Annotated in this window: 20 protein-coding genes; 16 read left to right on the top strand and 4 right to left on the bottom strand. The window is 43.5% G+C overall.

The window, feature by feature from the left end:
- The first annotated feature begins 24 nt into the window (after positions 1 to 24).
- Positions 25 to 429, top strand: coding sequence for a nuclear transport factor 2 family protein (locus AC1D0K_RS03365; RefSeq protein ID WP_477395342.1), 405 nt, complete (start codon positions 25 to 27; stop codon positions 427 to 429).
- Between the two features lie 757 nt (positions 430 to 1,186).
- Positions 1,187 to 2,506: a site-specific integrase gene (locus tag AC1D0K_RS03360; protein ID WP_477395340.1), complete on the top strand. Its 1,320-nt coding sequence runs from the start codon at positions 1,187 to 1,189 to the stop codon at positions 2,504 to 2,506.
- Positions 2,507 to 3,080: 574 nt separating this feature from the next.
- On the opposite strand, the gene istB is transcribed toward AC1D0K_RS03360, so the two are convergent.
- Together istB and istA are read right to left on the bottom strand one after the other, a co-directional pair.
- A complete protein-coding gene (gene istB / locus AC1D0K_RS03355) occupies positions 3,081 to 3,827 on the bottom strand; it encodes an IS21-like element helper ATPase IstB (protein WP_008507945.1) in 747 nt (248 codons plus the stop codon).
- Between the two features lie 20 nt (positions 3,828 to 3,847).
- Positions 3,848 to 5,380 carry an IS21 family transposase gene (gene istA / locus AC1D0K_RS03350; protein ID WP_477395338.1) on the bottom strand — a complete coding sequence of 511 codons (1,533 nt, stop codon included), beginning with the start codon at positions 5,378 to 5,380 and terminating at the stop codon, positions 3,848 to 3,850.
- A gap of 154 nt (positions 5,381 to 5,534) precedes the next feature.
- Here istA and AC1D0K_RS03345 point away from each other — a divergent pair, with 154 nt between their 5' ends.
- From AC1D0K_RS03345 to AC1D0K_RS03335, 3 genes are read left to right on the top strand one after another with little or no spacing between them, the layout of a single operon-like run.
- Complete coding sequence (locus AC1D0K_RS03345) at positions 5,535 to 6,086, top strand: multiubiquitin domain-containing protein (RefSeq protein WP_477395336.1); 552 nt, start codon at positions 5,535 to 5,537, stop codon at positions 6,084 to 6,086.
- A gap of 3 nt (positions 6,087 to 6,089) precedes the next feature.
- Positions 6,090 to 6,440 carry a hypothetical protein gene (locus AC1D0K_RS03340; protein ID WP_477395334.1) on the top strand — a complete coding sequence of 117 codons (351 nt, stop codon included), beginning with the start codon at positions 6,090 to 6,092 and terminating at the stop codon, positions 6,438 to 6,440.
- Positions 6,437 to 7,864 carry a HesA/MoeB/ThiF family protein gene (locus AC1D0K_RS03335; protein ID WP_477395332.1) on the top strand — a complete coding sequence of 476 codons (1,428 nt, stop codon included), beginning with the start codon at positions 6,437 to 6,439 and terminating at the stop codon, positions 7,862 to 7,864. The genes AC1D0K_RS03340 and AC1D0K_RS03335 overlap by 4 nt, the downstream gene beginning before the upstream one ends.
- A gap of 364 nt (positions 7,865 to 8,228) precedes the next feature.
- On the opposite strand, the gene AC1D0K_RS03330 is transcribed toward AC1D0K_RS03335, so the two are convergent.
- Positions 8,229 to 8,729, bottom strand: a complete 501-nt coding sequence (locus tag AC1D0K_RS03330; RefSeq protein ID WP_477395330.1) for a VOC family protein — start codon at positions 8,727 to 8,729, stop codon at positions 8,229 to 8,231.
- Between the two features lie 82 nt (positions 8,730 to 8,811).
- On the opposite strand from AC1D0K_RS03330, the gene AC1D0K_RS03325 reads away from it, so the two are divergent.
- The gene (locus AC1D0K_RS03325) at positions 8,812 to 9,213 is read left to right on the top strand and encodes a DUF5655 domain-containing protein (protein WP_477395328.1); all 402 of its coding nucleotides are present in this window, start codon (positions 8,812 to 8,814) and stop codon (positions 9,211 to 9,213) included.
- Positions 9,214 to 9,263: 50 nt separating this feature from the next.
- Entirely contained in the window at positions 9,264 to 9,656 is a 393-nt protein-coding gene (locus AC1D0K_RS03320; RefSeq protein ID WP_477395326.1) for a DUF1801 domain-containing protein, read from the top strand.
- A 120-nt stretch (positions 9,657 to 9,776) separates the two neighbouring features.
- Here the strand turns inward: AC1D0K_RS03320 and AC1D0K_RS03315 are convergent, their stop codons facing one another.
- Positions 9,777 to 10,466: an ABC transporter ATP-binding protein gene (locus AC1D0K_RS03315; RefSeq protein WP_477441789.1), complete on the bottom strand. Its 690-nt coding sequence runs from the start codon at positions 10,464 to 10,466 to the stop codon at positions 9,777 to 9,779.
- A 283-nt stretch (positions 10,467 to 10,749) separates the two neighbouring features.
- Between AC1D0K_RS03315 and AC1D0K_RS03310 the strand changes: the two genes are divergently transcribed.
- The 9 genes from AC1D0K_RS03310 to AC1D0K_RS03270 all read left to right on the top strand — a co-directional run bounded on the left by AC1D0K_RS03310 (position 10,750) and on the right by AC1D0K_RS03270 (position 21,308).
- Entirely contained in the window at positions 10,750 to 11,073 is a 324-nt protein-coding gene (locus tag AC1D0K_RS03310) for an ArsR/SmtB family transcription factor (protein WP_477441787.1), read from the top strand.
- Between the two features lie 6 nt (positions 11,074 to 11,079).
- Positions 11,080 to 11,547 (top strand): SRPBCC domain-containing protein, encoded by a 468-nt coding sequence (locus AC1D0K_RS03305; protein WP_477395139.1) that lies wholly within the window; start codon positions 11,080 to 11,082, stop codon positions 11,545 to 11,547.
- Positions 11,548 to 11,553: 6 nt separating this feature from the next.
- Positions 11,554 to 11,943: a DoxX family protein gene (locus AC1D0K_RS03300; RefSeq protein ID WP_477395137.1), complete on the top strand. Its 390-nt coding sequence runs from the start codon at positions 11,554 to 11,556 to the stop codon at positions 11,941 to 11,943.
- A 13-nt stretch (positions 11,944 to 11,956) separates the two neighbouring features.
- Positions 11,957 to 12,514, top strand: a complete 558-nt coding sequence (locus AC1D0K_RS03295; RefSeq protein ID WP_477395135.1) for a DUF4256 domain-containing protein — start codon at positions 11,957 to 11,959, stop codon at positions 12,512 to 12,514.
- A gap of 40 nt (positions 12,515 to 12,554) precedes the next feature.
- On the top strand, positions 12,555 to 13,133 hold the full coding sequence (locus tag AC1D0K_RS03290) for a YdeI/OmpD-associated family protein (protein ID WP_477395133.1): 579 nt from the start codon (positions 12,555 to 12,557) through the stop codon (positions 13,131 to 13,133).
- Positions 13,134 to 13,668: 535 nt separating this feature from the next.
- The gene (locus tag AC1D0K_RS03285; protein WP_477395131.1) at positions 13,669 to 16,803 is read left to right on the top strand and encodes a SusC/RagA family TonB-linked outer membrane protein; all 3,135 of its coding nucleotides are present in this window, start codon (positions 13,669 to 13,671) and stop codon (positions 16,801 to 16,803) included.
- A 14-nt stretch (positions 16,804 to 16,817) separates the two neighbouring features.
- Entirely contained in the window at positions 16,818 to 18,173 is a 1,356-nt protein-coding gene (locus AC1D0K_RS03280) for a RagB/SusD family nutrient uptake outer membrane protein (protein ID WP_477441785.1), read from the top strand.
- A 132-nt stretch (positions 18,174 to 18,305) separates the two neighbouring features.
- Positions 18,306 to 19,667 carry a DoxX family protein gene (locus AC1D0K_RS03275; protein WP_477395127.1) on the top strand — a complete coding sequence of 454 codons (1,362 nt, stop codon included), beginning with the start codon at positions 18,306 to 18,308 and terminating at the stop codon, positions 19,665 to 19,667.
- A 27-nt stretch (positions 19,668 to 19,694) separates the two neighbouring features.
- A complete protein-coding gene (locus AC1D0K_RS03270; RefSeq protein WP_477395125.1) occupies positions 19,695 to 21,308 on the top strand; it encodes a hypothetical protein in 1,614 nt (537 codons plus the stop codon).
- Positions 21,309 to 21,346: the final 38 nt, after the last annotated feature.

Raw genomic sequence — 21,346 nt, 5'->3', positions numbered from 1 at the left:
CATCTTGATTGCCCACCTTATGCCATGGAAAAGACAATTGAAGAATTAAACAAATCGTTAGCTCTTGAAGCTTTTGATGCCGCTTTTAACAAACGTGATCCAAATGCCTTTGAACGTTATTGGTCCCCGGATTATATTCAGCATAGTGCTCACATTCCTCCCGGAAGAAATGGCCTGAAAAATCTGATAGCTTCGGCGCCTGCTGACATGAGGTACGAACCCGGATTAGTAGTTGCTAACGCGGATTACGTGATGATCCATGGCCGTTATACTAATGTGGGGCAGCTTAAACCATGGATAATTGTAGATATTTTAAGAATTGAAAACGGCTTGCTAGTCGAACATTGGGACGTTATTCAAAATGAAGTAACTAAAGCAGAATCAGTTAGCGGCAATCCAATGTTTGGTGATCAGTTTAGTCTGGTATAAAGATCTTCAATTTATTATCATGACATCGATCAAACGCTTTTCCTGTAACCAACCACGCTGAAATGGTTCAACACGCAAAAAGCAGATCCCTTCAAATCTATAAACTTCGGAATAAGTAAGTCTTAAGAAAAAAATGGACTTAAAGGAGCATATTGATTCGATACATTAGCCTCTGTTGCTTAGTGGGCTCGAACCAAAATAGCCCATTCCCAGCATTAAATGCACATTAAAAACGGCCAAAAATGAAGTAAATAGCCATCGGCAATGTATGGTCGATGTGTTGCTCGATGAATTTTACGGAAAGCTAGCCAGTACGAAATGGGCTAAGATGACAAAGAGATCTCAGGATACTGCACTAAGAGATATACAAGATCTTATTGAAAAAGGCATTTTAAAAAAAGAGCCTGGAGATGGCCGAAATACCACATATGCTTTACAAATGCCTTAATAGTCAAAGTGATTATTGATTTATATCTTTATCATAAGTTTCTAATTTTCAATTATTTGCGAAATTTATCATTTCTATAGACTCATAATCTTTTGGTCCCTGGTTCGAGCCCAGGTGGGCGCACAGAGTACAAAACCCGCTTTTTACATACGTAGAGCGGGTTTTTTCGTCTTACACATGCGGGTTAGGATCACCTGCGGCACCGTGGCTGTTACATATTTGTTACGGGATTTACATAGTTTTTTGTTGAACTTGACGTACCCATGTAACAAATATGTAACGGGATTTACGTCATTATTTATGTAAATTATGGCTACCACCGTAAGTGCAAAGATTTATTCGCACCATGAAAAAGCCGACGGTACTTTCAATGTGAAGTACGTTGTCTATCACAAAGGGGAAAGAAAATTTATCGATTCCCCGCATTTTGTCTCTAAAAGACAAATCACCAAAGATTTTGATATCAAAGACAAAATTGTCCTCAGATGGCTGGATGAAGCCATGGACGATTATCGCATCCTAATCAGTGCGATCAATTCAAGACTCGATTTTTTTACCTGTGAGGAGTTGCGCGACTATTTAAGAGATAGTAATAAGGATATTGATCTCATCGAGTTTGCGAACTCTCATATCGAATTCCTCAAAGAACATAATCGGGAACCATACTCACGGACTTTCCGGAAAGTAAGAAACAGCCTGACCGATTATTTTGGCAGACCACAGATCTCCATCAATGAAATACATTCCAACATGCTATTTCAATATGAGCGATTTCTTAAAACACCCCGTAAATTAACCCGAATTAATCAATTGGGGAAAATGGTCGCCACTTCAGAAAAAGGCCTTTCAAAGGGCGGATTGCATGCTCATATGCGTGACCTGCGCACTTTATTCAATGAAGCTAAAAGGAAATTCAATAATGATGAGTTGGGGATTATCAGGATAAAACACTATCCATTTACCAAGTACAAGGTTGGCAGTCCGCCTGCAACTAAGAAGCGGAATTTTGATGTTCAGCAGTTCATTGCGATTCGTGATTGCAAGGTACCCGAAGGCAGCCGCATAGAATTGGCAAGAGATATGTTTATGCTATCGTTCTACCTATGCGGAACAAATGCAGTAGATTTTTATCATTCCTCAGATTTAAACGTCGTAAACGGGAGATTTGAGTACAATAGGTCGAAAACCCAAGGCAGAAGGCAAGATGAAGCCTTTATTAGTATCAAAATTGTAGATGAAGCAAAAGTTTTGCTGGAGAAATACCTGGGAAAACTTAATTCAAGATATGGCGCGTATGATTATTTAGATTATGCCCTGTATAAAGGCATGAAAGGCCTGAGAGAAATTACCGGCATCAATGAGCTTACCTTGTATTGGGCTCGTCATACATTTGGAACATTAGCAAGAAATGAATGCCGTATGAGTGTTGACGATATTGCTGAAGCATTGAATCATGTCGATAATGGTCATTTCACAACTGATATCTATCTTGCTAAAGATTGGGGTATTGTCGATGATGTGCAATGCCAGGTAATTGCCTTAGTAAAACAAGGTCCAACAATACCTGAAAACGTTACTAACGTTGACCACGAAAAATATAGGAGTGGAATGCGCTTAGTCGTAGCTTGAAAAAATCATAATTCCTAAATATAATTTTCAATTAGTTAGAGGGGCTGTGAGAAATATTCGACTTTCTCTCTAACTAATATATTTCTGCATGTCCGACCAAAGTCTTTTACTTTGACTACTGCAAATGTAGTAAGAAGATTTAAGGCACTTAAAGTGATTCTAATTTTGTCCAAACTAAAAAATAATTGCCTTAAAAATTCAATGTTTTAACTGCGGCTTTTTTCACCGCCATCAATGTCAATGCAGTCCCTTGAATTTTTTAATACCAAGGAGCATTTCAATTGTATATGTTAATGCCCTGGACATTATGGTATGATTAAAGTCTCTCAAAAGAAAATCCTTATATTTACTTTTACTCAAGGCATTGCTAAACCTTTGAAATTACTCTAAGAAGAATATTTAATAAAGTTCGAGATATGCGTGAAGTATGTATTTTTTGCCCTTCTGTATGTATATTATGGAGATGTTGACCACCCTATTTCGGGCCAAATTGACCCAGGGGTTAGCTGACTTTTGGGTTGCAGCAAATGCTATAAAAGCACGTACAAAAATAGTTATTTAAAAGGTAATTTCATTAGTGGCTGTTTTCCGGTTCAACACTACGTTTTCTTCTCATAGATTCTCCCTTTAGCTCGATGCGGTGTGCATCATGAACGATCCGGTCAAGGATCGCATCAGCAACCGTTTTTTCACCGATCACTTCAAACCATTTACTGACCGGCAATTGCGAAGTGATGATCAGTGAGGTCTTACCGTGCCTGTCTTCAATGATCTCCATTAGTGCCGCCCTGCTTTGTGCATCAAAAGGCTGGATACCAAAGTCGTCGAGTATGAGCAGTTGTTGTCGTTCGATCTTAGCCAGCTCTTTCATATAGGAGCCGTCCGCCTTGGCCATCTTGAGCTTGGCAAATAGTTTGGGCGTACTGGTGTACAATACCCTGTAGCCCAATACACAGGCCTGGTAGCCCACAGCAGAAGCAATATAGCTTTTACCGATGCCGGTACTCCCGGTGATCAGCAGGTTCTCGAAGCGGTCAACAAACGTACAATCCGCCAGGCGCATGATCTGGTTGCGGTCAATACTTCGATCAGCATGATAGTGAACATCTTCAATTGAAGCTTTATAGCGGAACCGGGCATATAGGATCGTGCGTTCGATACGCCTGTTCTGCCGGTCGTCCCATTCTGCATCTACCAGGTGGGCCAGCAGTTCATCTGCCGTGTAATCGTTTGTTTTACCGGTTTCCATACTGCTTTTAAAGGCATGGAACATGCCGAAGAACTTCATCTTCCGCAGTTTGTCTAAGGTGCTTGTGTTCATGTTATTGTTGTTTTAAATGGTTATTTGTAATAGTCTTTTCCCCTGATATTATCATGGTTAGGCATGGGTAGCTCATCGGCAAATATGCTTTCCTCATAGTTGTCCATCTTGTTTTCCAATATGGTTTGTATCGTTTTATAGCTATAAAGGCCATAACTGAGCCCTCGCTGACAGGCCATTATTAACCGGTCGTTCCCTGCCTTTTTTGCAAAGCCAAGTACCCCCAGGCAGGATTTGTAAGCCTGTTCGGGGTGTTGTTTACGCTCCAGTATCTGATGAATATATAGCCTGACATCTTCATGGATGGAGGCCGCCCAATTCAGGAACATATCTGGTGTCCAGTCACTTTTAAAGCGGTGAGCGCTGGCCATATGTTCTTTGTCGGTCGTATACCCGTAGGGGTTCTTTTCGCGCGGGTGCAAAGCGATACGCTCATAATTGGAGTAAATCTCTACAATAGTGCGGGAGTATAATAGCTTAACCCGCTTGCCGATGAAGCGGTAAGGCACACTGTAATAGTGTTTATCAGGGCCGAGATTGACATGGCCGTTCTTGATCACCCTGGCATAGAAGTGCTTTTTGAACTGGTAACGCAATACAGGCAGCGGTGCCAGGGTCCCACGTTCTATCTCTTCAAACTGTAACTTCCTGCTGTAATTGCGACCTTTGAGTAATTGGCTGTTATGGACTTCCAGGGCTTGCCAGATCGCCGTATTGAGTTCGGTTAAAGAATGGTAGACCTGCTTGTTTAAAGGGGCGTATACCTTGGTATAAATGATCTTAACGGCACCTTCTACCAATGCCTTGTCGCGCGGGCGGTACGCCCGAGCTGGTAGTATGGTAGTGCCATAATGATCGGCAAAGTCTTCAAATGTTTCGTTGAGGGTAGGTTCATAGCGACTGCTTTTGGTTACGGCAGCCTTCAGGTTATCCGGCACAATGGCGGCAGGAACGCCGCCGATGAAGTGCAGGGTATTCTCGCAGGCTGCAATAAAGTCTTCCTTTTGCTGGCTCATAACAGCCTCTACATAGGTGAGCTGGCTGGCCCCAAGGATTGCTACAAAGACTTCTACTTCAATAACTTCACCGGTTTCCTTGTCCGTATAGCTCATCTTTTCACCCGCAAAATCGACGTATAGCTTGTCCCCGGCCTTGTGATCCATGTGCATGGTCGGGTTGACCCTGGTCTTCCATTGGTTGTAATACGTGCAAAACTGGGTGTACTTGTAGCCGTCAGGGAACTCTTTGATATAGGCTTCCCACAGGAGCTGCCGGTTCATCCCTGTCTTTTTGAGCTCTTTATCGACGTGGGGAAAGCAGCGTAGCATGGATTGCATGCGGCTGCTTGGCTGGTTGTTTTCCCTGGTCTTGCCGAAAATGTCTTCCAGTTCCTTATCATTCAGGCTATTAACTTCTTCAAAGGTAAAGCCGCTCTTCTTAAGGACGGCCAGGTACTTTCTTACGGTATTCCGGGATGAATCAATCTGGGCAGCTATAAATCGCGTGCTGCGACCCTGGCTGTTCATCCTTAAAATCTTTCTAATCTTACTCATGCTGATTGTCAAATTGGCCATCTTAGACAGGTCTTTTGCCCTCAAAAGATGGTTACTTCTACAGCATTTGCTACGCGTTTTGGTGGGTCAGTTTGCCCCGAAATGCCCTGGTCAGTTTGCCCCGAAACAGTGGGTCAGCTTGCGCCGAAATGGTGTGGTCTCATTCATCATAATCTCCACACAAGGTGCCGAAATCGAGATTATCATCATCGACATTGAGGTATTTGCACGTGAAAATCGTAAACCTCCTGTTGGCAAACGTTACAGGGTAAAGATCGGTGAACACTATTATGTGTTTGATCACCATCTGGTCACTGGTTTGCAATTGTTGGAGAAAGCCGGTGAGTTACCGCCGGAATGCCACGCCCTGTACCAACACTTTCGTAACGGTGATTTCAGGCGTATTGGCTTAAACGATAAGGTTGACCTGGCTGAGCATGGCGTTGAACACTTCGTCGTTAAACCTCCGGAGGTGTTTCATTACACTGTCGATACCGATCCCGAAACCACCGAGGAAAAAGAACTTACGCCTAATCAGATCCTTGAGTTGGCCGACATCAAACCTGTTAAGGATTATTATCTGGTGGAGCTGATGCCGAACGGAGAACAAAAATCTTATAAGGGTAAAGGCGACGAGCCTATTAAGATGAAATGCCCAGGCTTAAAGTTTATTTCCGCTTTTAACGGTGAAACCCCGGTATCATAAGGTATGGCAAGGATAGACTTTATTAACGAGTTGACGGCTCTTGGATTTACTATCCAGGAGCCCGATACCGTTAAGATCCAATTTGAGTATGAGATACCCGTTGGAAGAAATATTGGTAAAAAAATACAGTTGGGTTTTGATGTGCCAAGCGACTACCCCATGAACTGTCCGACCGGACCGAATTTTCGGTCGTCTGGAATAAGCGGATGGTTAGAGCCAGCTACTAATATCCATGCAAGCGGTTTTGGCGCTGAATGGCGTTACTGGAGCAGGCCATTTCCTGATTGGAACAGATCCGATAAAAAAGCAAAAACCTATTTGGCTCATATCAAAAACATTTTAGCAAAAGTATGATGAAAAATTATAGTGTAGTGATGAAGGGCGAAACCCACGATCAGTTAATAGAGCACCTCTTACGGGAGGATGGCGATGAAGACCTATGTTTCGCAACCTATATACCAGCGAAAGGAAGCAGGCGTTTCACAGGTGTCCTGGCCTATGTGATATTGCCGGTAGAGGGTGAGCGCGAGGTTCACGGAAACGTTGGTTTTATGCCGGCCTATTTTGAAAGGGTTTTAAAGATAGCAGCCGAACGAAAGGAAGGAATTGCGTTTCTACATTCTCACCCCGTTCCCGGCTGGCAAGGTATGAGCAAAGATGATGTGGTTGCTGAGACACGGATGGCTCCGGCTGTGATGGGTATGACAGGTTTACCACTATTAGGGTTAACGGCGGGTACTGACGGTGCCTGGAGCGCCCGATTTTGGGAAAAAGATCCCCTCATCAAACGAAGTTTTAATAGGCAGTGGTGCGAAAATGTTCGCGTAGTTTCTCAAAAATTGACGATCACATTTAATGATAATCTGCTTCCGCCTAATTTTGACAGAAATAAGCAATTGCGAACGATATCCGCCTGGGGGGAAAAAGCGCAGGAGGATATTTCGCGCCTGCGGGTAGGTATAGTGGGCTTAGGAAGCGTTGGCAGCATTGTAGCGGAAATATTAGCGCGCACCGGTGTATCAAATTTCACCCTTATTGATTTTGATGCTGTAGAGGAAAAAAACCTTGACAGGCTCGCGAACGTTTTCAGCACAGATATTGGTGAAGCAAAAGTTGATGTATTAAAAAAGGCGATCCTAAAGAGTGGGACATCACCATCTATCAAAGTGATTAACAGCGAATACAGCGTTTGTGAAAAAGAAGGGTTTTTAGAAGCTTTGAATTGCGACCTGTTGTTTAGTTGTGTTGATCGCCCATGGCCAAGGCAAGTACTTAACTTTATAGCGTACGCGTATTTAATACCCGTAATTGATGGTGGGATTTTGGTTAGGTCCAACAAGACCAACACACGGTTGGTTGGTGCGGATTGGCGTTCGCACACCGTTGGTAACCTTCGTACTTGCCTGGAATGTATTGGCCAGTATAAATCAGAAAATGCCATGTTAGAGAAACAGGGTTATCTTGATGATCCTTCCTATATGAAAGATATGCCGGGAGCCGCACAGCTGAATGCCCACGAAAATGTTTTTGTATTTGGCAGTCACCTTGCTTCAATGGAAGTATTACAGATGCTGAGTTTGATATTGGCTCCCGGCGAGATAGCGGATGTAGGGCATCAGATGTACCATTTTGTGTTAGGCAATATGTCAGTAGTTAACACAAAATGCGACGAAAACTGCTTCTTTCAAACTATCATTGGCAAAGCGGATCATTCAGGCATTGAAGTATGCGGAGAACATGAGGTTGCTAAAGCAGCACGCGCGTTAAGAGCAAAATAAATTGGGCATAGCCGTAGTTGGGCTCGAACCAGGGACCAAGTTTTCAAAAGTTGCGAAATAAGCTTAAAAACCGTATTTTTGTAGAAGTCAGAGAGGTGAACACCCAAAGCGGCTACCAAGCCTTTTGTTGACCTCGTAAGGCGCTGAAAATCAATTGATAATAGAGTTAGGTATATAGCCCAGGTGGGCGCACTAAGTAAAAAAGCCGCTTTCTGATACAGAAAGCGGCTTTTTGTTTCTAAACTCAATACTCCAATCTATGGAGCATCACCACCATGAAGAATGGATCACGCAGGAAGGCTGGGCGGCTATTGAACAAATGAAAAAGCCCCGGTGATGGCTTGGCCTTGTTGTAATGCGAGGTTTATTTGGTGGTTATGGTGCCCAGCTTTGCATATTCCACATCATTGGGTTCCCATAGCTCGATCTTATTGCCCTCTGGGTCCATCAGGTGGACAAAGCTGCCGTAGCTGGCTTTTTCAACCGAATCTGTCGGTAAAACGCCTGCTGCTTTCAGATTCACTAAAAGCTGAGCTAAGCCCTCTACGCGATAATTGATCATAAATTGCTTTTCAGAAGGCTGGAAATATTTGGTCGTCTCCTTAAAGGGGGCCCATAAGGTGAAGCCTTTTTTCGTGCTGTCTACGCCCTGGTGCCATTCAAAGTTTGTGCCGCTTTGCACCATGCGCATACCCAGGTTTTTTTCATACCATGCCTTCAGCGCCTTAGGATCCTTAGCCTTAAAGAAGATACCGCCTATACCCGTTACCCGCGGGCCTTTATTGACAGGATTGGTAAAACGGCTGAACCCATAGCCCAGCAAAAAGGCAAAGCAAAGCAAGCCGAGAAGTGTAAACTTTTTCATGACATCTGGTTTATGCTTTAAAGATAAGTAATATGTGATTGCGATTTTATTTTTGAGGATCTAAATCCTAACTTCATAGCTTATGAGTTGGATCTGTCCTAAATGTGAGCGGGAATTCCCCAAACCGGAGCAAAGGCATTATTGCGCGCGGGTCAGCCTGGATAGTTTGTTCCTGGGCCGGCCGCCGGAACTGGTGTTGGTGTTTGATAGGCTGCTTGCAGAAGTCGCGGATTGGGACGGCGTGCTCGTCGGCACCACGCCGAACTGCATCGTCTTTACCCGGCGGTTAACCTTCCTGGTGATCCGGCCGTTAAAAAAGGAGCTGGACCTGAAGTTTTATTCCAGCGTGGCACACCCGGAAAAACCCGTTCTTAAAAGTATAGCCTCGGGCAATAAATTTGAAAATCATATCCGGATCGCGATGCTGGATGATCTGCGGCCGGCTTTATTTAATTATCTTCGGGAATCCTACCGGCTGTTATAAAAAACCAGTCACCACAAAAAACAATGAATAATAACCGATAAAATAAATCCATGACCGTAACCGAATACATCAGCAGTGCGCCTGCGGAGAGGCAGGCCATCTTAACTACGCTCCATGAAGTAATACTGGCGAATGACCCGACCGTGGTCCCGGTTATAAAGCCAATGATGGGCAAGGAAATGATCCTTTATGAAGAGCGCTCTTATATGAAATATGGGTTGGCCAGCACTAAGAACCATATGTCGTTGCATTGTCTGCCGATTTATATGAACCCGTCCCTGCATGCCAAATACGCCGCCTTGTTACCTGCCGCCAAATTGCAAAAAGGTTGTATCAATTTTACGGATGAGGAGGCGTTGCCGCCCAAAATCTTAACTGCATTAATTGCTGATTGCTCCGTTATCAGCATCGCCACCATGCTCGAAAATCGCAAGAAAAAATAAATCACGAAAGTATCATTCGTAAGGCGCTAAAGGGGGGGGATCCCCAGGGAAAAATCAATTTTTTGCGCGATAATTTTTTCGCCCCTGGTGAGAGCCCAAGTGTGGGCACGAAGCGGATAATCATTGATCGTCCGCTTTTTTGTGTTTTTTTATCGATATAGGAATATCAGGCAACCGGATAACCCGGTGACTATATTTGGCATCGTTTTCAGAATGTGTAACCATTATGATAGTTGCCCCGTCTTTATTCAGTTCGTCCAGTAAGTCCATAACTTCCTTGCCGTTGTCATGGTCTAAATTTGCTGTTGGTTCGTCTGCAAGTATCAATTTAGGCCTGTTCACCACCGCCCTTGCCAGAGCAACGCGCTGCTGCTGCCCACCAGATAGTTGCCGTGGATATGTTTTGAGGCGCTGGTCGATATGCATTTTATCCAATATTTCTTCGGTCCGCTTTGCACGCACTGAAGTTGGTAAACCGGTGTAGATCATCGGAAGTTCTACATTTTCAAAAATGGTCAAATCATCGATCAAGTTGAAATTCTGGAATAAAAAACCGACATTTTGCTTACGCAGTTCCGCGCGTTTACGCTCATTAAAATGAGTTACTTCAACGCCGTTGAAAACATAGCTTCCGCTATCGGGATCGTCAAGAAACCCTAAGATATTCAGCAGGGTTGATTTTCCGCAGCCAGATGGGCCCATGATCGCCACAAATTCGCCTTCATCAACCTCGATGGACAGTTTGTTTAATGCAACAATATCCTGTTCATCGATATGGTAGCATTTTTCGATATCAGAGATCTTTATCATATGCTTCAGATTTTAGAGTGTTAAAATCATTATAAAGCTAACGCTATTCAGTATTCTGTTTTTTTAAATTGACGAACTAAATAGTTGATTACTATAAATTTATGGAAATATAATATCAAAATCACTATTTGTGGATAATAAAAACGGGATAATACACATACTCTTTGACGATGCTTGCTATCTAAGCCTTGGAATAATTGATTCAACATATCCAACAAAAAAAAAGCAAAAAAATTGCGTAGTTAAATAGCTACATTTATATTTGTAGTCAAATAGCTACGCAATGAATTTAAGACGAGACGTATTTCAAGCCATAGCCGACCCAACAAGAAGGGCTATACTACTGTTGGTTGCCGCACAATCCATGACTGCCGGAGCGATAGCCTCAAACTTTGACACTGCCAGACCAACCGTTTCCAAACACCTGCAAATACTCACCGAGTGCGAGTTACTTGAACAAAAACAAAACGGCAGAGAAATTTACTACCTCATCAATGCAAAAAAAATGAAAGATGTAGCCGACTTTATTGAGCCATTCCGCCAAATGTGGGATGACCGGTTTAACAAACTGGAAACCATAATGAAAAACTACCAACCCAAAAAATAGCATATTATGGAATTAAAAACGAAGATTGCCGCCGAAGATGGCAAACAGTACCTGGTAATTACAAGGGAATTTGATTTGCCGTTGGAATTACTTTTTAAAGCTCATGTAGAGCCCGAAATTGTGGAACAATGGATGGGAACCAAAGTGCTGAAACTTGAAGGAAAAAAGCACGGCGGCTGGCAATTTGAAACAACAGATGCAAAAGGAAACGTGGTATTCAGGGCCAACGGCGTGATTCACGAGTTTGTTCCGAACCAGAAAATTACACGGACATTTGAAATGGAGAACACGCCGTTTCCCGTTCAGCTGGAGTTTTTAGAATTTGAAAAACTTACAGAGGATACCAGCAAAATTAATATACATATCGTATACAAATCCGTGGCACACCGCGACCAGATGTTGCAGCTTCCATTTGCCCAGGGGCTCAATATGGCACATAACCGCCTGCAAGATATCGTAAGCAAATTAAAATAAGATACCATGACAAAGCGAAATAAAATCATTTATTGGGTTGCGACCATCTGGCTTGCATTAGGAATGGTATCCACCGCTGCAGTACAATTGCTCAAAATGAAAGAGGGGCAAGGAGGGGCCAATAGCATTATACATTTGGGTTATCCTATTTATCTTTTAACAATTTTAGGTGTTTGGAAAATTTTAGGCGTTGTAACGGTGCTTATTCCTAAATTGCCTTTGTTAAAGGAATGGGCTTATGCAGGCTTTTTCTTTATCATGTCTGGAGCGATACTTTCGCATATCGCTTTGGGTGATTACGTTAAAGAAATATTTCCCTCGCTGCTGTTGCTGATCCTTACAGTGGTGTCATGGTATTTCAGGCCAGTAGATAGAAAGATCATTTCCGTTAATTAATAAAATAAACTGTATGAAACCTAAATTGTCATCAGAACAAAGTGAAGAATTGCTCAAAGTATTGAAAGCTCGTTTTGAGAAAAATATGAGCCGTCACCAGGGGCTTGAATGGGCGAGCGTACAAGCTAAATTGGAAGCTAATTCTGAAAAACTATGGTCGCTTAATGAAATGGAACAAACTGGCGGTGAGCCGGATGTAGTTGATCATGATAAAAAATCGGGCGAATATATTTTTTATGACTGTTCAGCCGAAAGCCCTAAGGGTCGCAGAAGCCTTTGCTATGACCGTGAAGCGCATGAGGCAAGGAAAGAATTTAAGCCAGAAAATACGGCTATTGATATAGCGGCTGCCATAGGTATAGAGCTGTTAACAGAAGAACAATACCGGGAATTGCAAAAACTTGGTAAGTTTGATTTGAAAACATCCAGCTGGGTAAAAACCCCGGCCGATATCAGGAAACTTGGTGGGGCTGTTTTTTGCGATCGTCGCTACGACACCGTTTTTCTTTATCACAACGGAGCAGAATCGTATTACGCAGCCAGAGGATTGAGGGGCTCGCTACGGGTCTGAGTTTTGTACAGAAAGTTTAATAACTATAACCAGGCGCATCATGAATCCTAAGGTTGATTTTTATTTCAATAACGGCAAAAAATGGCAGCAGGAACTGGAACAATTGAGAATGATCATTCTCAATTGTGGACTCACCGAAGAATTGAAGTGGGGCGTTCCCTGTTATACGTTTCAAGGAGATAACATCGTTTTAATACACACATTTAAAGAATACTGCGCGATTTTGTTTTTTAAAGGCGCCTTGTTAAATGATGCCAATGGTATTTTGGTGCAACAAACAGAGAATGTGCAAGCCGCGCGCCAAATCAGGTTCACCAACGTCGGGGAAATAGTTGAGACGTTACCCACCTTGAAAGCTTATGTCTATGAAGCCGTTGAGGTAGAGAGGGCCGGATTAAAAGTGGATTTTAAAAAGACTGCAGAATTTACCGTTGCCGAAGAATTGCAAAATAAATTAGACGAGATGCCTGCACTGAAAACTGCTTTTAATGCATTAACGCCGGGACGGCAGAAAGCATACTTGTTGCATTTTGCCGCACCTAAACAATCCAAAACCCGCCAGGCGAGGGTGGAAAAATGTATGCAACAAATTCTTGAGGGACAAGGATTAAATGATTGAACAATAACTCTTCCGTTTTTATATTCTTGATTGTTGTATCATCTATTTCAGACCACCTGTGCCGTCCGGCGTTACCAAGCTATCAGTGGCTTTATAATTCTCCTTTTGTAACAAAATAAATATAAAGTCTATAGATTTTGTAGTTTATTAATTAATTTCTATGTTTGCGCTATAACAACAAGCAAACAAAGTAATGAATACTCCTTTTACCAAACAAAGAGTAATCTCAAAATGCAACCAACGAATGCCTGCTTCTCTAAAAGTACAGGCTTGTTGTTGTTATAAACAATAACTTCAAATTGATAAAATTGATGATGGCGGGTTTATATCCGCCCTGTATCGCTATGGGCTATACAGTTAAAAATTAAGGTGATAAACGCTTATGAAATAAAATATACTACTCCTAAAAATTAAACCGGCAAGGAAGCCTTGCCGGTTCGGCAATGAAAGATCAGTTACGTAACGCCAATCACTCACTGATCTTCATTTAAGCTTAAGCAAAAGCATTAATCATTTACTTAAAACCTCGTTAAATATGGAAATATTTATCCGTAAAAAAAATATAACGTTTTTACCAAAATTCCTGTTCTTATTATTTCTTTCAATACCGTTCACGCTATCGGCGCAGCAGGAGCCACCGGCAACAATCAACTCAATTTTAAAAGGCCGGGTCTATGATGCAGCATCCAAAGATGTGTTGCCCGGTGCATTAGTAACCATCAAAGGCACAACACACGCGGTATCAACAAACGCCGAAGGTCGTTTTGATTTCATTACAGGTCAAAAATTTCCTTATACGCTTGTCATTCGTTTTATCGGCTTTGAGCAGCAGGAAATCGTAGTAAACGGCAGCCCCGTCGAAATTTATCTTAAACCTATTCCGCAACAGCTAAATGATGTGGTTGTAGTAGGATACGGTACCAAAACCCGCAAAGACCTCATCAGCTCGGTATCTACTATAAAAGCCGATGAAGTAAAACAGATCCCTGTTGCCAGTTTTGATGCGCAGCTGCAGGGTAAGGCGGCCGGGGTACAGATCAACTCAAATACCGGCGTTCCCGGCGATGGTATTTTTATACGTGTACGCGGCACCACATCCATTAATGCAAGTAATGACCCTTTGTATATTGTAGATGGTGTTTTTTTGAACAATACTAGCTTGCAAACTATTAGTACAGGAGGCCGCGCTACATCGCCAATTGCAGATCTTAATTCCGATGACATTGAAAACATAGAAGTTTTAAAAGACGCCAGCGCAACAGCCATTTACGGTTCCCGCGGTGCCAATGGCGTCGTTATTGTTACAACCAAAAGAGGAAATTACAATTCCAGGCCTAAAATCAATTTTAACGTTTCGCAAGGTTTGGCATGGGAGCCCAAAGGAAAGCTCTGGAAGCTCACAACAGGCCCACAACACGCCGAAATTGTAAACGAGTTTTACCGCAACTCAGAAGCAGACGCTATCGCGGCGGGCAATACGGCAGGTATCAATACTTATAAAAATCTGCCTTTCCGTGCATTGGGCGATAATCCCACCGGAACGCCTTTACCGAGGGGCTTACCTTCAGATCAACAAACCTATGATCGTTTAGGCGAGATCTTCCGCACAGCCAATCTCGCTACCTATGACCTTTCATTAGAAGGTGGTAGTAAGGATACCAAATATTATATAGGTGCCGGGTATACCAAACAAGAGGCTGATATCAAACCGATCGATTTTAGCCGCCTTGGTTTTAAAGTAAACCTGGATCAGCGCATAAGCGACCGCGTGCAGGTGGGTACAAGCAACAGTATTTCCCGTTCATACCGTAACCAGGCCCGGTCTGGCGATGGCCCGGCAGGTGGTTTGCTGCAATCAGCCTTGCATACACCAACATATTTGCCCGAGGTAAACGCCGATGGTACACCGGCAAGGTATGCTGGTTTTGATAACCTGCAGGTATTGCTCAATAATTATAATGTACATACAGCCAGCCTTCGCTACATCGGTAATTTATATGCTGATATTGAAATACTGAAAGGCTTAAAATTCCGCACAAGCTGGAGCCTGGACTATAATAATTATAATGAGGCTGAATACTGGAATGATAAAACCCAGTTAGGTGCTTCGCCGACCAATGGACTGGCCACATCAGCAATAACTCAAAGCAGCGCCTGGATAAATGAGCAAACCTTAACTTATCATCATTTATTCGGCGAAAAACATACGTTAGACGTGGTAGCCGGTAATACACTGCAAAGTAATATCGTACAGCTTACGTCGGCGCAAGGGTCAGGTTTCCCTAACAATGCTTATACCGATATTTCATCGGCTTCAACCCGCACCGCTAATCAAACGTGGACAAAGGGAAATCTTTCATCCTACTTTTCACGCATCTCCTACAACTACGCCAGTAAATACTATCTGGAGGTAAGTGCCAGGGCCGATGGATCATCTAAATTTGGGGTAAATAACAGGTGGGGTTACTTCCCATCTGTGGGCGCTTCATGGCGTGCTAAGGAAGAAAGCTTTTTAAAAGATGTAAACGCCATCAGCGACCTGAAGTTACGCGCCAGCTATGGCGTTACCGGTAACCAGGCCGGCATCAATAACTTTGCGGCCCAGGGTTTATGGACAGGTGGGGCAGGTTACCCGGATAACGTAACCGGTGGCGATAAAGCAGGAACCGCGCCTCAGCAGTTAGCTAATCCTAACCTGAAATGGGAGCGTACTGCCCAGGCAAACGTTGGTTTTGATCTCGGTTTGTTGAACAACCGCCTCAACTTAGCTGTCGACCTGTACTCTAAACAAACCAGCAATTTGCTACTGCAATTGCCCGTGCCCGAGATTACCGGATACAATACCTACTACAGCAACGTTGGTAAAATAAGTAACAAGGGATACGAGGTAAGTATCAGCTCAACCAATATTAAAACCAAAGACCTGACATGGTCAAGCAGCTTCAATATATCGGGTAACGTTAATAAGATCACATCGCTACCTGTACCTATTAATCAATACAGCCGCGATTGGATCCGGATGCAACAAGGTTATTCTATGTTTTCCTTCTGGATGTACAAGCAAACGGGTGTTGATCCGCAAACGGGTAATGCCATATTTCAAGACGTAAATAAAGATGGTGTTATCAATACCGCCGACCGCCAGATTGTAGGTAACGCGTTGCCGAAGTTTTTTGGTGGACTAAGCAATACCATCACTTACAAAGGCTTTGATGCCAGTTTTTTATTCAGCTTTGAACAGGGCAACAAAGTGCTTAACCTCAATCGCTTTTTTGGCGAAGGTGGTGGTACCCGCGATGCCAACCGTGTAATTTTTGCCAGCCAGCTTAACAGGTGGCAGAAACCCGGCGACATAACCAATGTACCGCGCCTTACCGCTTATGGCAACAATTACACACTTGAGCAAAACAGCCGTTTTTTAGAGGATGGATCATTCATCCGACTTAAATCATTAAGCATCGGTTATACACTACCAAAAGCGCTTACGCAAAAAATTGACATACAGTCATTGCGCTTTTACGTGGTGGGTACCAACCTGTTGCTTTTCACCAAATACACCGGTCCTGATCCGGAAACAAACGTAGGTGGCGGGCAGGATGTGCAAGGCATTGACCTTGGCACGCCACCACAGCCGCGCACGGTTCAGTTAGGTGTAAACATTACTTTATAAGGAGGCGCATGATCATGAAAATATTAAAAACTATAAAATATATAATACCTGTTTTAGCCCTTGTAGTGCTGGCTTCCTGCAAAAAATTCCTGGAGGTGCAGCCAAAGGATTCTGTATCTGATACGCAAACCATTTTTGACCGCGCGTCGGCCGAAACCGCTGTTCGCGGCATTTACCGGGCACTGTCTGCCGACAATTATTACGGTGTAAACTTCGTATCAGTTGGTTATCTGTCAGGTGATAACGTACAATGGACAGGTTCACAATTCATCGTACAGCAATTTATTGATCACAATGTAAAAGCAGATAACGCAACTGTGTCTGGTATCTGGCTGGCTATTTACGCTACCATCAACCGGGCCAATTATGTAATTGCCAAACTCCCCGGAGTTACCGATGGATCATTGACTGCGGCAGAAAAGAGCCAGCTTTTGGGCGAGGCCTATTTCATCAGGGCTTTATGCTACTTTGACCTTGCCCGCACCTGGGGCGGCGTACAAATAGTTACAGCTCCAACACTATCCGCATCGGATAAAAATGGGATACAACGCAGTACCGTTGAACAAACCTACGCGCAGGTATTGAGCGATCTGAATACCGCCGAACCTTTACTGCCATTACCAACAGCTCAAAACCCCGTAAGGGCCAATAAAGAAACAGTTTATGCTTTAAAGGCAAGGTATTACCTGTATCAAAAAGATTGGGCCAATGCCGAAAATTATGCCACACTGGTACTTGCGGATACTAAGAACTATGCATTACTAAAACCATACGGCTCCTGGTTTGCCAATAACGTGGTGGGCACAAGAGAATCTGTTTTTGAGCTTGCTTACAGCACAACCTATACCAATGGGCACCGTGGGCAATGGCAGCCACCTGCAAACAGTGGTACACGCCAGTGGGCACCCAATAATACTTTTATCACTTTGGTTAATGATCCAACCATTGGTGGTAACCGCAGCGCATTGGTGGCCAAAACGTCTGCCGGTTTGTGGTACGGTAACCTGTACTATCGCAGCCCGGCTACCGATCCGGCTTACATTATCCGTATTGCCGAATTAAATCTCATCCGCGCAGAGGCCCGGGCCCAGCAAAGTAAACTGGATGATGCCCGCACCGATTTGAATGCAGTGCGTGATAGGGCAGGTTTAACTGCCACCACGGCAGTTTCTAAGAATGATGTACTGTTAGCAATCGAAAATGAGCGTCGTATTGAGTTTGCTTTTGAAGGTCACCGTTGGTTTGATCTGGTACGCACCGGTAGGGCCGCTACCGTATTGGGGGTAGCTGATGCAAAAAAATATGTATTGCCCATCCCGGTAGATCAATTGAATGTTGACCCATCGCTTACGCAAAATCCCGGTTATTAATAGTTGAAATGAATTTTTAAAAGGACAAAAAAAGTCGGGTGACTGAGTGGCTAAGTTGAGGTCTGCAAAACCTTTTACGGCAGTTCGAATCTGCCCCCGGCGTCTTCTAAATCAATTAAACATAAAATTAAAATGAGCACTTTAACCACCAACCAAACCAAATGGAAGGAATACGAAAAGACCATTTTTCGTTTCTTCTTCATTTACTTTTTGCTGCAGGCGCTTCCGCTCGATTGGAAATACTTTGGCAACCTGTTTCATATTCAATGGACAAACCTGCATTTCGGCGACATTTTTTACATTAGCCGTTACACGCCGCAATTTATATCAGGCGGCAGCACACCCGGAACCTGGGGATTAGCTACCCTTGCCGATTGGGCATTGATAGCAGCTATAGCTTTAATTGGTACAGCTATATGGAGTATTCGCGATAAAAATAGCGAAAACTATAACAACCTTTATTACTGGCTACGGGTAATATTGCGTTATCGCCTGGCTATTGGCATTATTGCTTATGGCTTTATCAAATTTTTCCCGCTGCAATCGCCGCTGCCATCATTGAGTAACCTCAATACCGCTTATGGTGATTTTAACCGCTGGAAACTGTTTTCACTAAGTCTTGGTATTGTACCTGGTTACGAGTCGTTTTTGGGTTTGGTGGAGATCGTGGTTGGCGTACTATTGCTGTTCCGCAAAACAACCACATTTGGCGCGGTGATTATTTTGGTATTTACGGGCAATGTGTTCATCTCAAATCTGGCTTATGATGGCGGCGAGGGAATCTATGCGCTCTACCTCATCAGCATAGCATTGTTTCTGACGGTTTATGATGCGCAGCGTATTTATAACCTTGTAGCTTTGCGTAAACCAACACCAGCCAATACCATAACTTACTCCTTAAGTAAACAATGGCAAACCCCACGGCTGGTATTAAAAGGCCTGTTCATCTTCTTTTTTTTCATACTGTACGGATACAAAACTTACGCCGCTTACCATCATGATATTTATCAATATCCGCAGGCAAAAGGACTCGCAGGATTTGCCGGTTTGTATAATGTAAGCGATTTTAGGTTAAACAGCAAACCGTTGCCTTATTCACAAACTGATACTACCCGGTGGAACGATGTTGTTTTTGAAAAATGGGCAACCATCAGCATTGGCTCGCTTAAAAAATATAAAGTTGATACTGCCGGTACCGAAGAAATAAGCGTTAACGATCAGCAGCGCAATTACGAGGTTAATGGCACCAGCGGCAGGGCTTATTACAGCTATGTGGCAGATACTGTTAAACAAGAGTTACGGCTCAAAAATAAGAACAGCAATTACGCCGCCGATCAGTTCACCCTGCATTACACCAAACCGGAAAACGGTAAGATTATCCTTACAGGTATCAGCCCTAACCGCGATTCTGTATATGTACAGTTGGATAGGATCAACAAGAAATACCTTTTGCAGGAAGCAACACAGGGCAGGAACAAGGCACTTAAACTTTAATGGCGTTAATTCTCAAAAATATTAATCATGGCAACAACAGCAATTACCCAGGAACCCGCTGACCTTAAAGATAGCTCAACGAATAAAAAAACGCTAACTGAACCCGCCGTAAATGGACAGCCGGGCAAGGCATGGACAACAGCTCAATTGGTGAGCTTTCGTATCGCGTTCATTTTCCTGATCATCATGTGTATCCCGGTAACAGGCGAATGGTGGAATAACTTAATCACCATCAACTGGTTTCACCTGCATTACCGCGACCTGTATGATATAGCCCGCTTTTCGCCCAGTATTTATAAGTTTCAAAACCCCGCTTATAATTTGTTAGGCTATATCGACTGGGTTGAGGCATTGGGGATAGGTATAGTCGGCGGCCTCATCTGGACGGCCATCGACCGTAAAAGGACTGCATATCCCGACCTGTATTATTGGCTGCGCGTAATAGTACGCTACAGGGCGGGCATCGGTATAATTGGGTTCGGTTTTACAAAGCTGTTCCCGGTTCAAATGCCATACCCTTCATTAGGTGTACTCAACGCTCATTTCGGCGATCTTACTGCGCAAAAAATCTATTGGCTTTCTGTAGGTATTGTGCCCTGGTACCAGGTATTTGCCGGCGTAGTTGAACTTGCAGCAGGCACTATGCTGTTTTTTCGCAAAACCACCACATTTGGCGCTGTATTGCTTTTAGGCGCGCTGGGCGATATCACTTATGTGAACTTTGCCTATGACGGTGGTGTGCACGTTTATGCCTCGTACTTTGTGCTATTTGCGGGATTTTTAATATGGTACGATGCGGTGCCGGTTTATAATCTTTTAGTTAAAGAGCGCTTTACTGTACCGCCGGTGCTGATTCCGGTATTCACTAAAAAGTGGCTTAAAATAAGCCGCATTGTTTTAAAAACGGCAACCATAGGTATTTTCCTGGTTTGGTTATTCTATTTACAATATGTGAACTTTAAATATGATCCGTATAAGCAACCGGCAACCAGCGGTTTAAGGCAATTGCGCGGTAACTACAATGTAAGCGAGTTTAAACTGAACGGGCAGGACATCCCTTATTCGCCTTTAGATTCCGTTCGCTGGCAGGGGGTAACGTTTGAAAAATGGTCGTCGTTAACCTTTAACGTTCACAAACCATTAAGGCTCGACCTATCTAACGGCGGCGGAGCTCCCATGCGTGATGTTAACCGTACTTTTGAGTTAACCGGTGTAGCTGGGGGCAAAAGGGTTTTTTATTACGATGCAGATACCGTGAACAAGGTGCTTTACCTGCAGGATAAATTGCCCGAGTCTACCAAAGGCAAAGGCAGGCGCGGCAACAGGGGCCGGGATAATAATGCCGGGGATAAAACAGCAAAATCGTTCATGCCGGCCGAAGCAAAGGCTAATATCCGCAATGAAGTTACCGCTATAGATCCTGCGGCGCAATCAACACGCCGCGAACGCGGTATACCCCAGGAACTGAAGGATAAACGCAAACGCGCTCATATGGTATTGAGTTATACTGTCGATGCCAGCGGATCGCACATTGTGCTGACCGGTAAGGACGATAAGAAAAATGATGTCTATATTGTACTGGAACGCGTTAATCGTCCTTATGCACTGGAAGATAGTAAATTAGTAGCAGGGAAATATTAACGAAACATTAGTTAGTTCATTTGGGCAATGAGCCCGCA

Source organism: Mucilaginibacter sp. P1_A3 (genome assembly GCF_056406855.1).
This window is presented reverse-complemented; position numbering and strand designations above follow the sequence as displayed.

Coding starts and splice junctions, on each gene's coding strand:
- AC1D0K_RS03320 (WP_477395326.1), top strand. CDS start 9,264: ATGACCGTAACCGAATACATCAGCAGTGCGCCTGCGGAGAGGCAGGCC.
- AC1D0K_RS03270 (WP_477395125.1), top strand. CDS start 19,695: ATGGCAACAACAGCAATTACCCAGGAACCCGCTGACCTTAAAGATAGC.
- istB (WP_008507945.1), bottom strand. CDS start 3,827: ATGAACACAAGCACCTTAGACAAACTGCGGAAGATGAAGTTCTTCGGC.
- AC1D0K_RS03315 (WP_477441789.1), bottom strand. CDS start 10,466: ATGATAAAGATCTCTGATATCGAAAAATGCTACCATATCGATGAACAG.
- AC1D0K_RS03360 (WP_477395340.1), top strand. CDS start 1,187: ATGGCTACCACCGTAAGTGCAAAGATTTATTCGCACCATGAAAAAGCC.
- AC1D0K_RS03365 (WP_477395342.1), top strand. CDS start 25: ATGGAAAAGACAATTGAAGAATTAAACAAATCGTTAGCTCTTGAAGCT.
- AC1D0K_RS03295 (WP_477395135.1), top strand. CDS start 11,957: ATGAAACCTAAATTGTCATCAGAACAAAGTGAAGAATTGCTCAAAGTA.
- AC1D0K_RS03285 (WP_477395131.1), top strand. CDS start 13,669: ATGGAAATATTTATCCGTAAAAAAAATATAACGTTTTTACCAAAATTC.
- AC1D0K_RS03340 (WP_477395334.1), top strand. CDS start 6,090: ATGGCAAGGATAGACTTTATTAACGAGTTGACGGCTCTTGGATTTACT.
- AC1D0K_RS03330 (WP_477395330.1), bottom strand. CDS start 8,729: ATGAAAAAGTTTACACTTCTCGGCTTGCTTTGCTTTGCCTTTTTGCTG.
- AC1D0K_RS03280 (WP_477441785.1), top strand. CDS start 16,818: ATGAAAATATTAAAAACTATAAAATATATAATACCTGTTTTAGCCCTT.
- istA (WP_477395338.1), bottom strand. CDS start 5,380: ATGAGTAAGATTAGAAAGATTTTAAGGATGAACAGCCAGGGTCGCAGC.
- AC1D0K_RS03335 (WP_477395332.1), top strand. CDS start 6,437: ATGATGAAAAATTATAGTGTAGTGATGAAGGGCGAAACCCACGATCAG.
- AC1D0K_RS03275 (WP_477395127.1), top strand. CDS start 18,306: ATGAGCACTTTAACCACCAACCAAACCAAATGGAAGGAATACGAAAAG.
- AC1D0K_RS03290 (WP_477395133.1), top strand. CDS start 12,555: ATGAATCCTAAGGTTGATTTTTATTTCAATAACGGCAAAAAATGGCAG.
- AC1D0K_RS03305 (WP_477395139.1), top strand. CDS start 11,080: ATGGAATTAAAAACGAAGATTGCCGCCGAAGATGGCAAACAGTACCTG.
- AC1D0K_RS03310 (WP_477441787.1), top strand. CDS start 10,750: ATGAATTTAAGACGAGACGTATTTCAAGCCATAGCCGACCCAACAAGA.
- AC1D0K_RS03300 (WP_477395137.1), top strand. CDS start 11,554: ATGACAAAGCGAAATAAAATCATTTATTGGGTTGCGACCATCTGGCTT.
- AC1D0K_RS03325 (WP_477395328.1), top strand. CDS start 8,812: ATGAGTTGGATCTGTCCTAAATGTGAGCGGGAATTCCCCAAACCGGAG.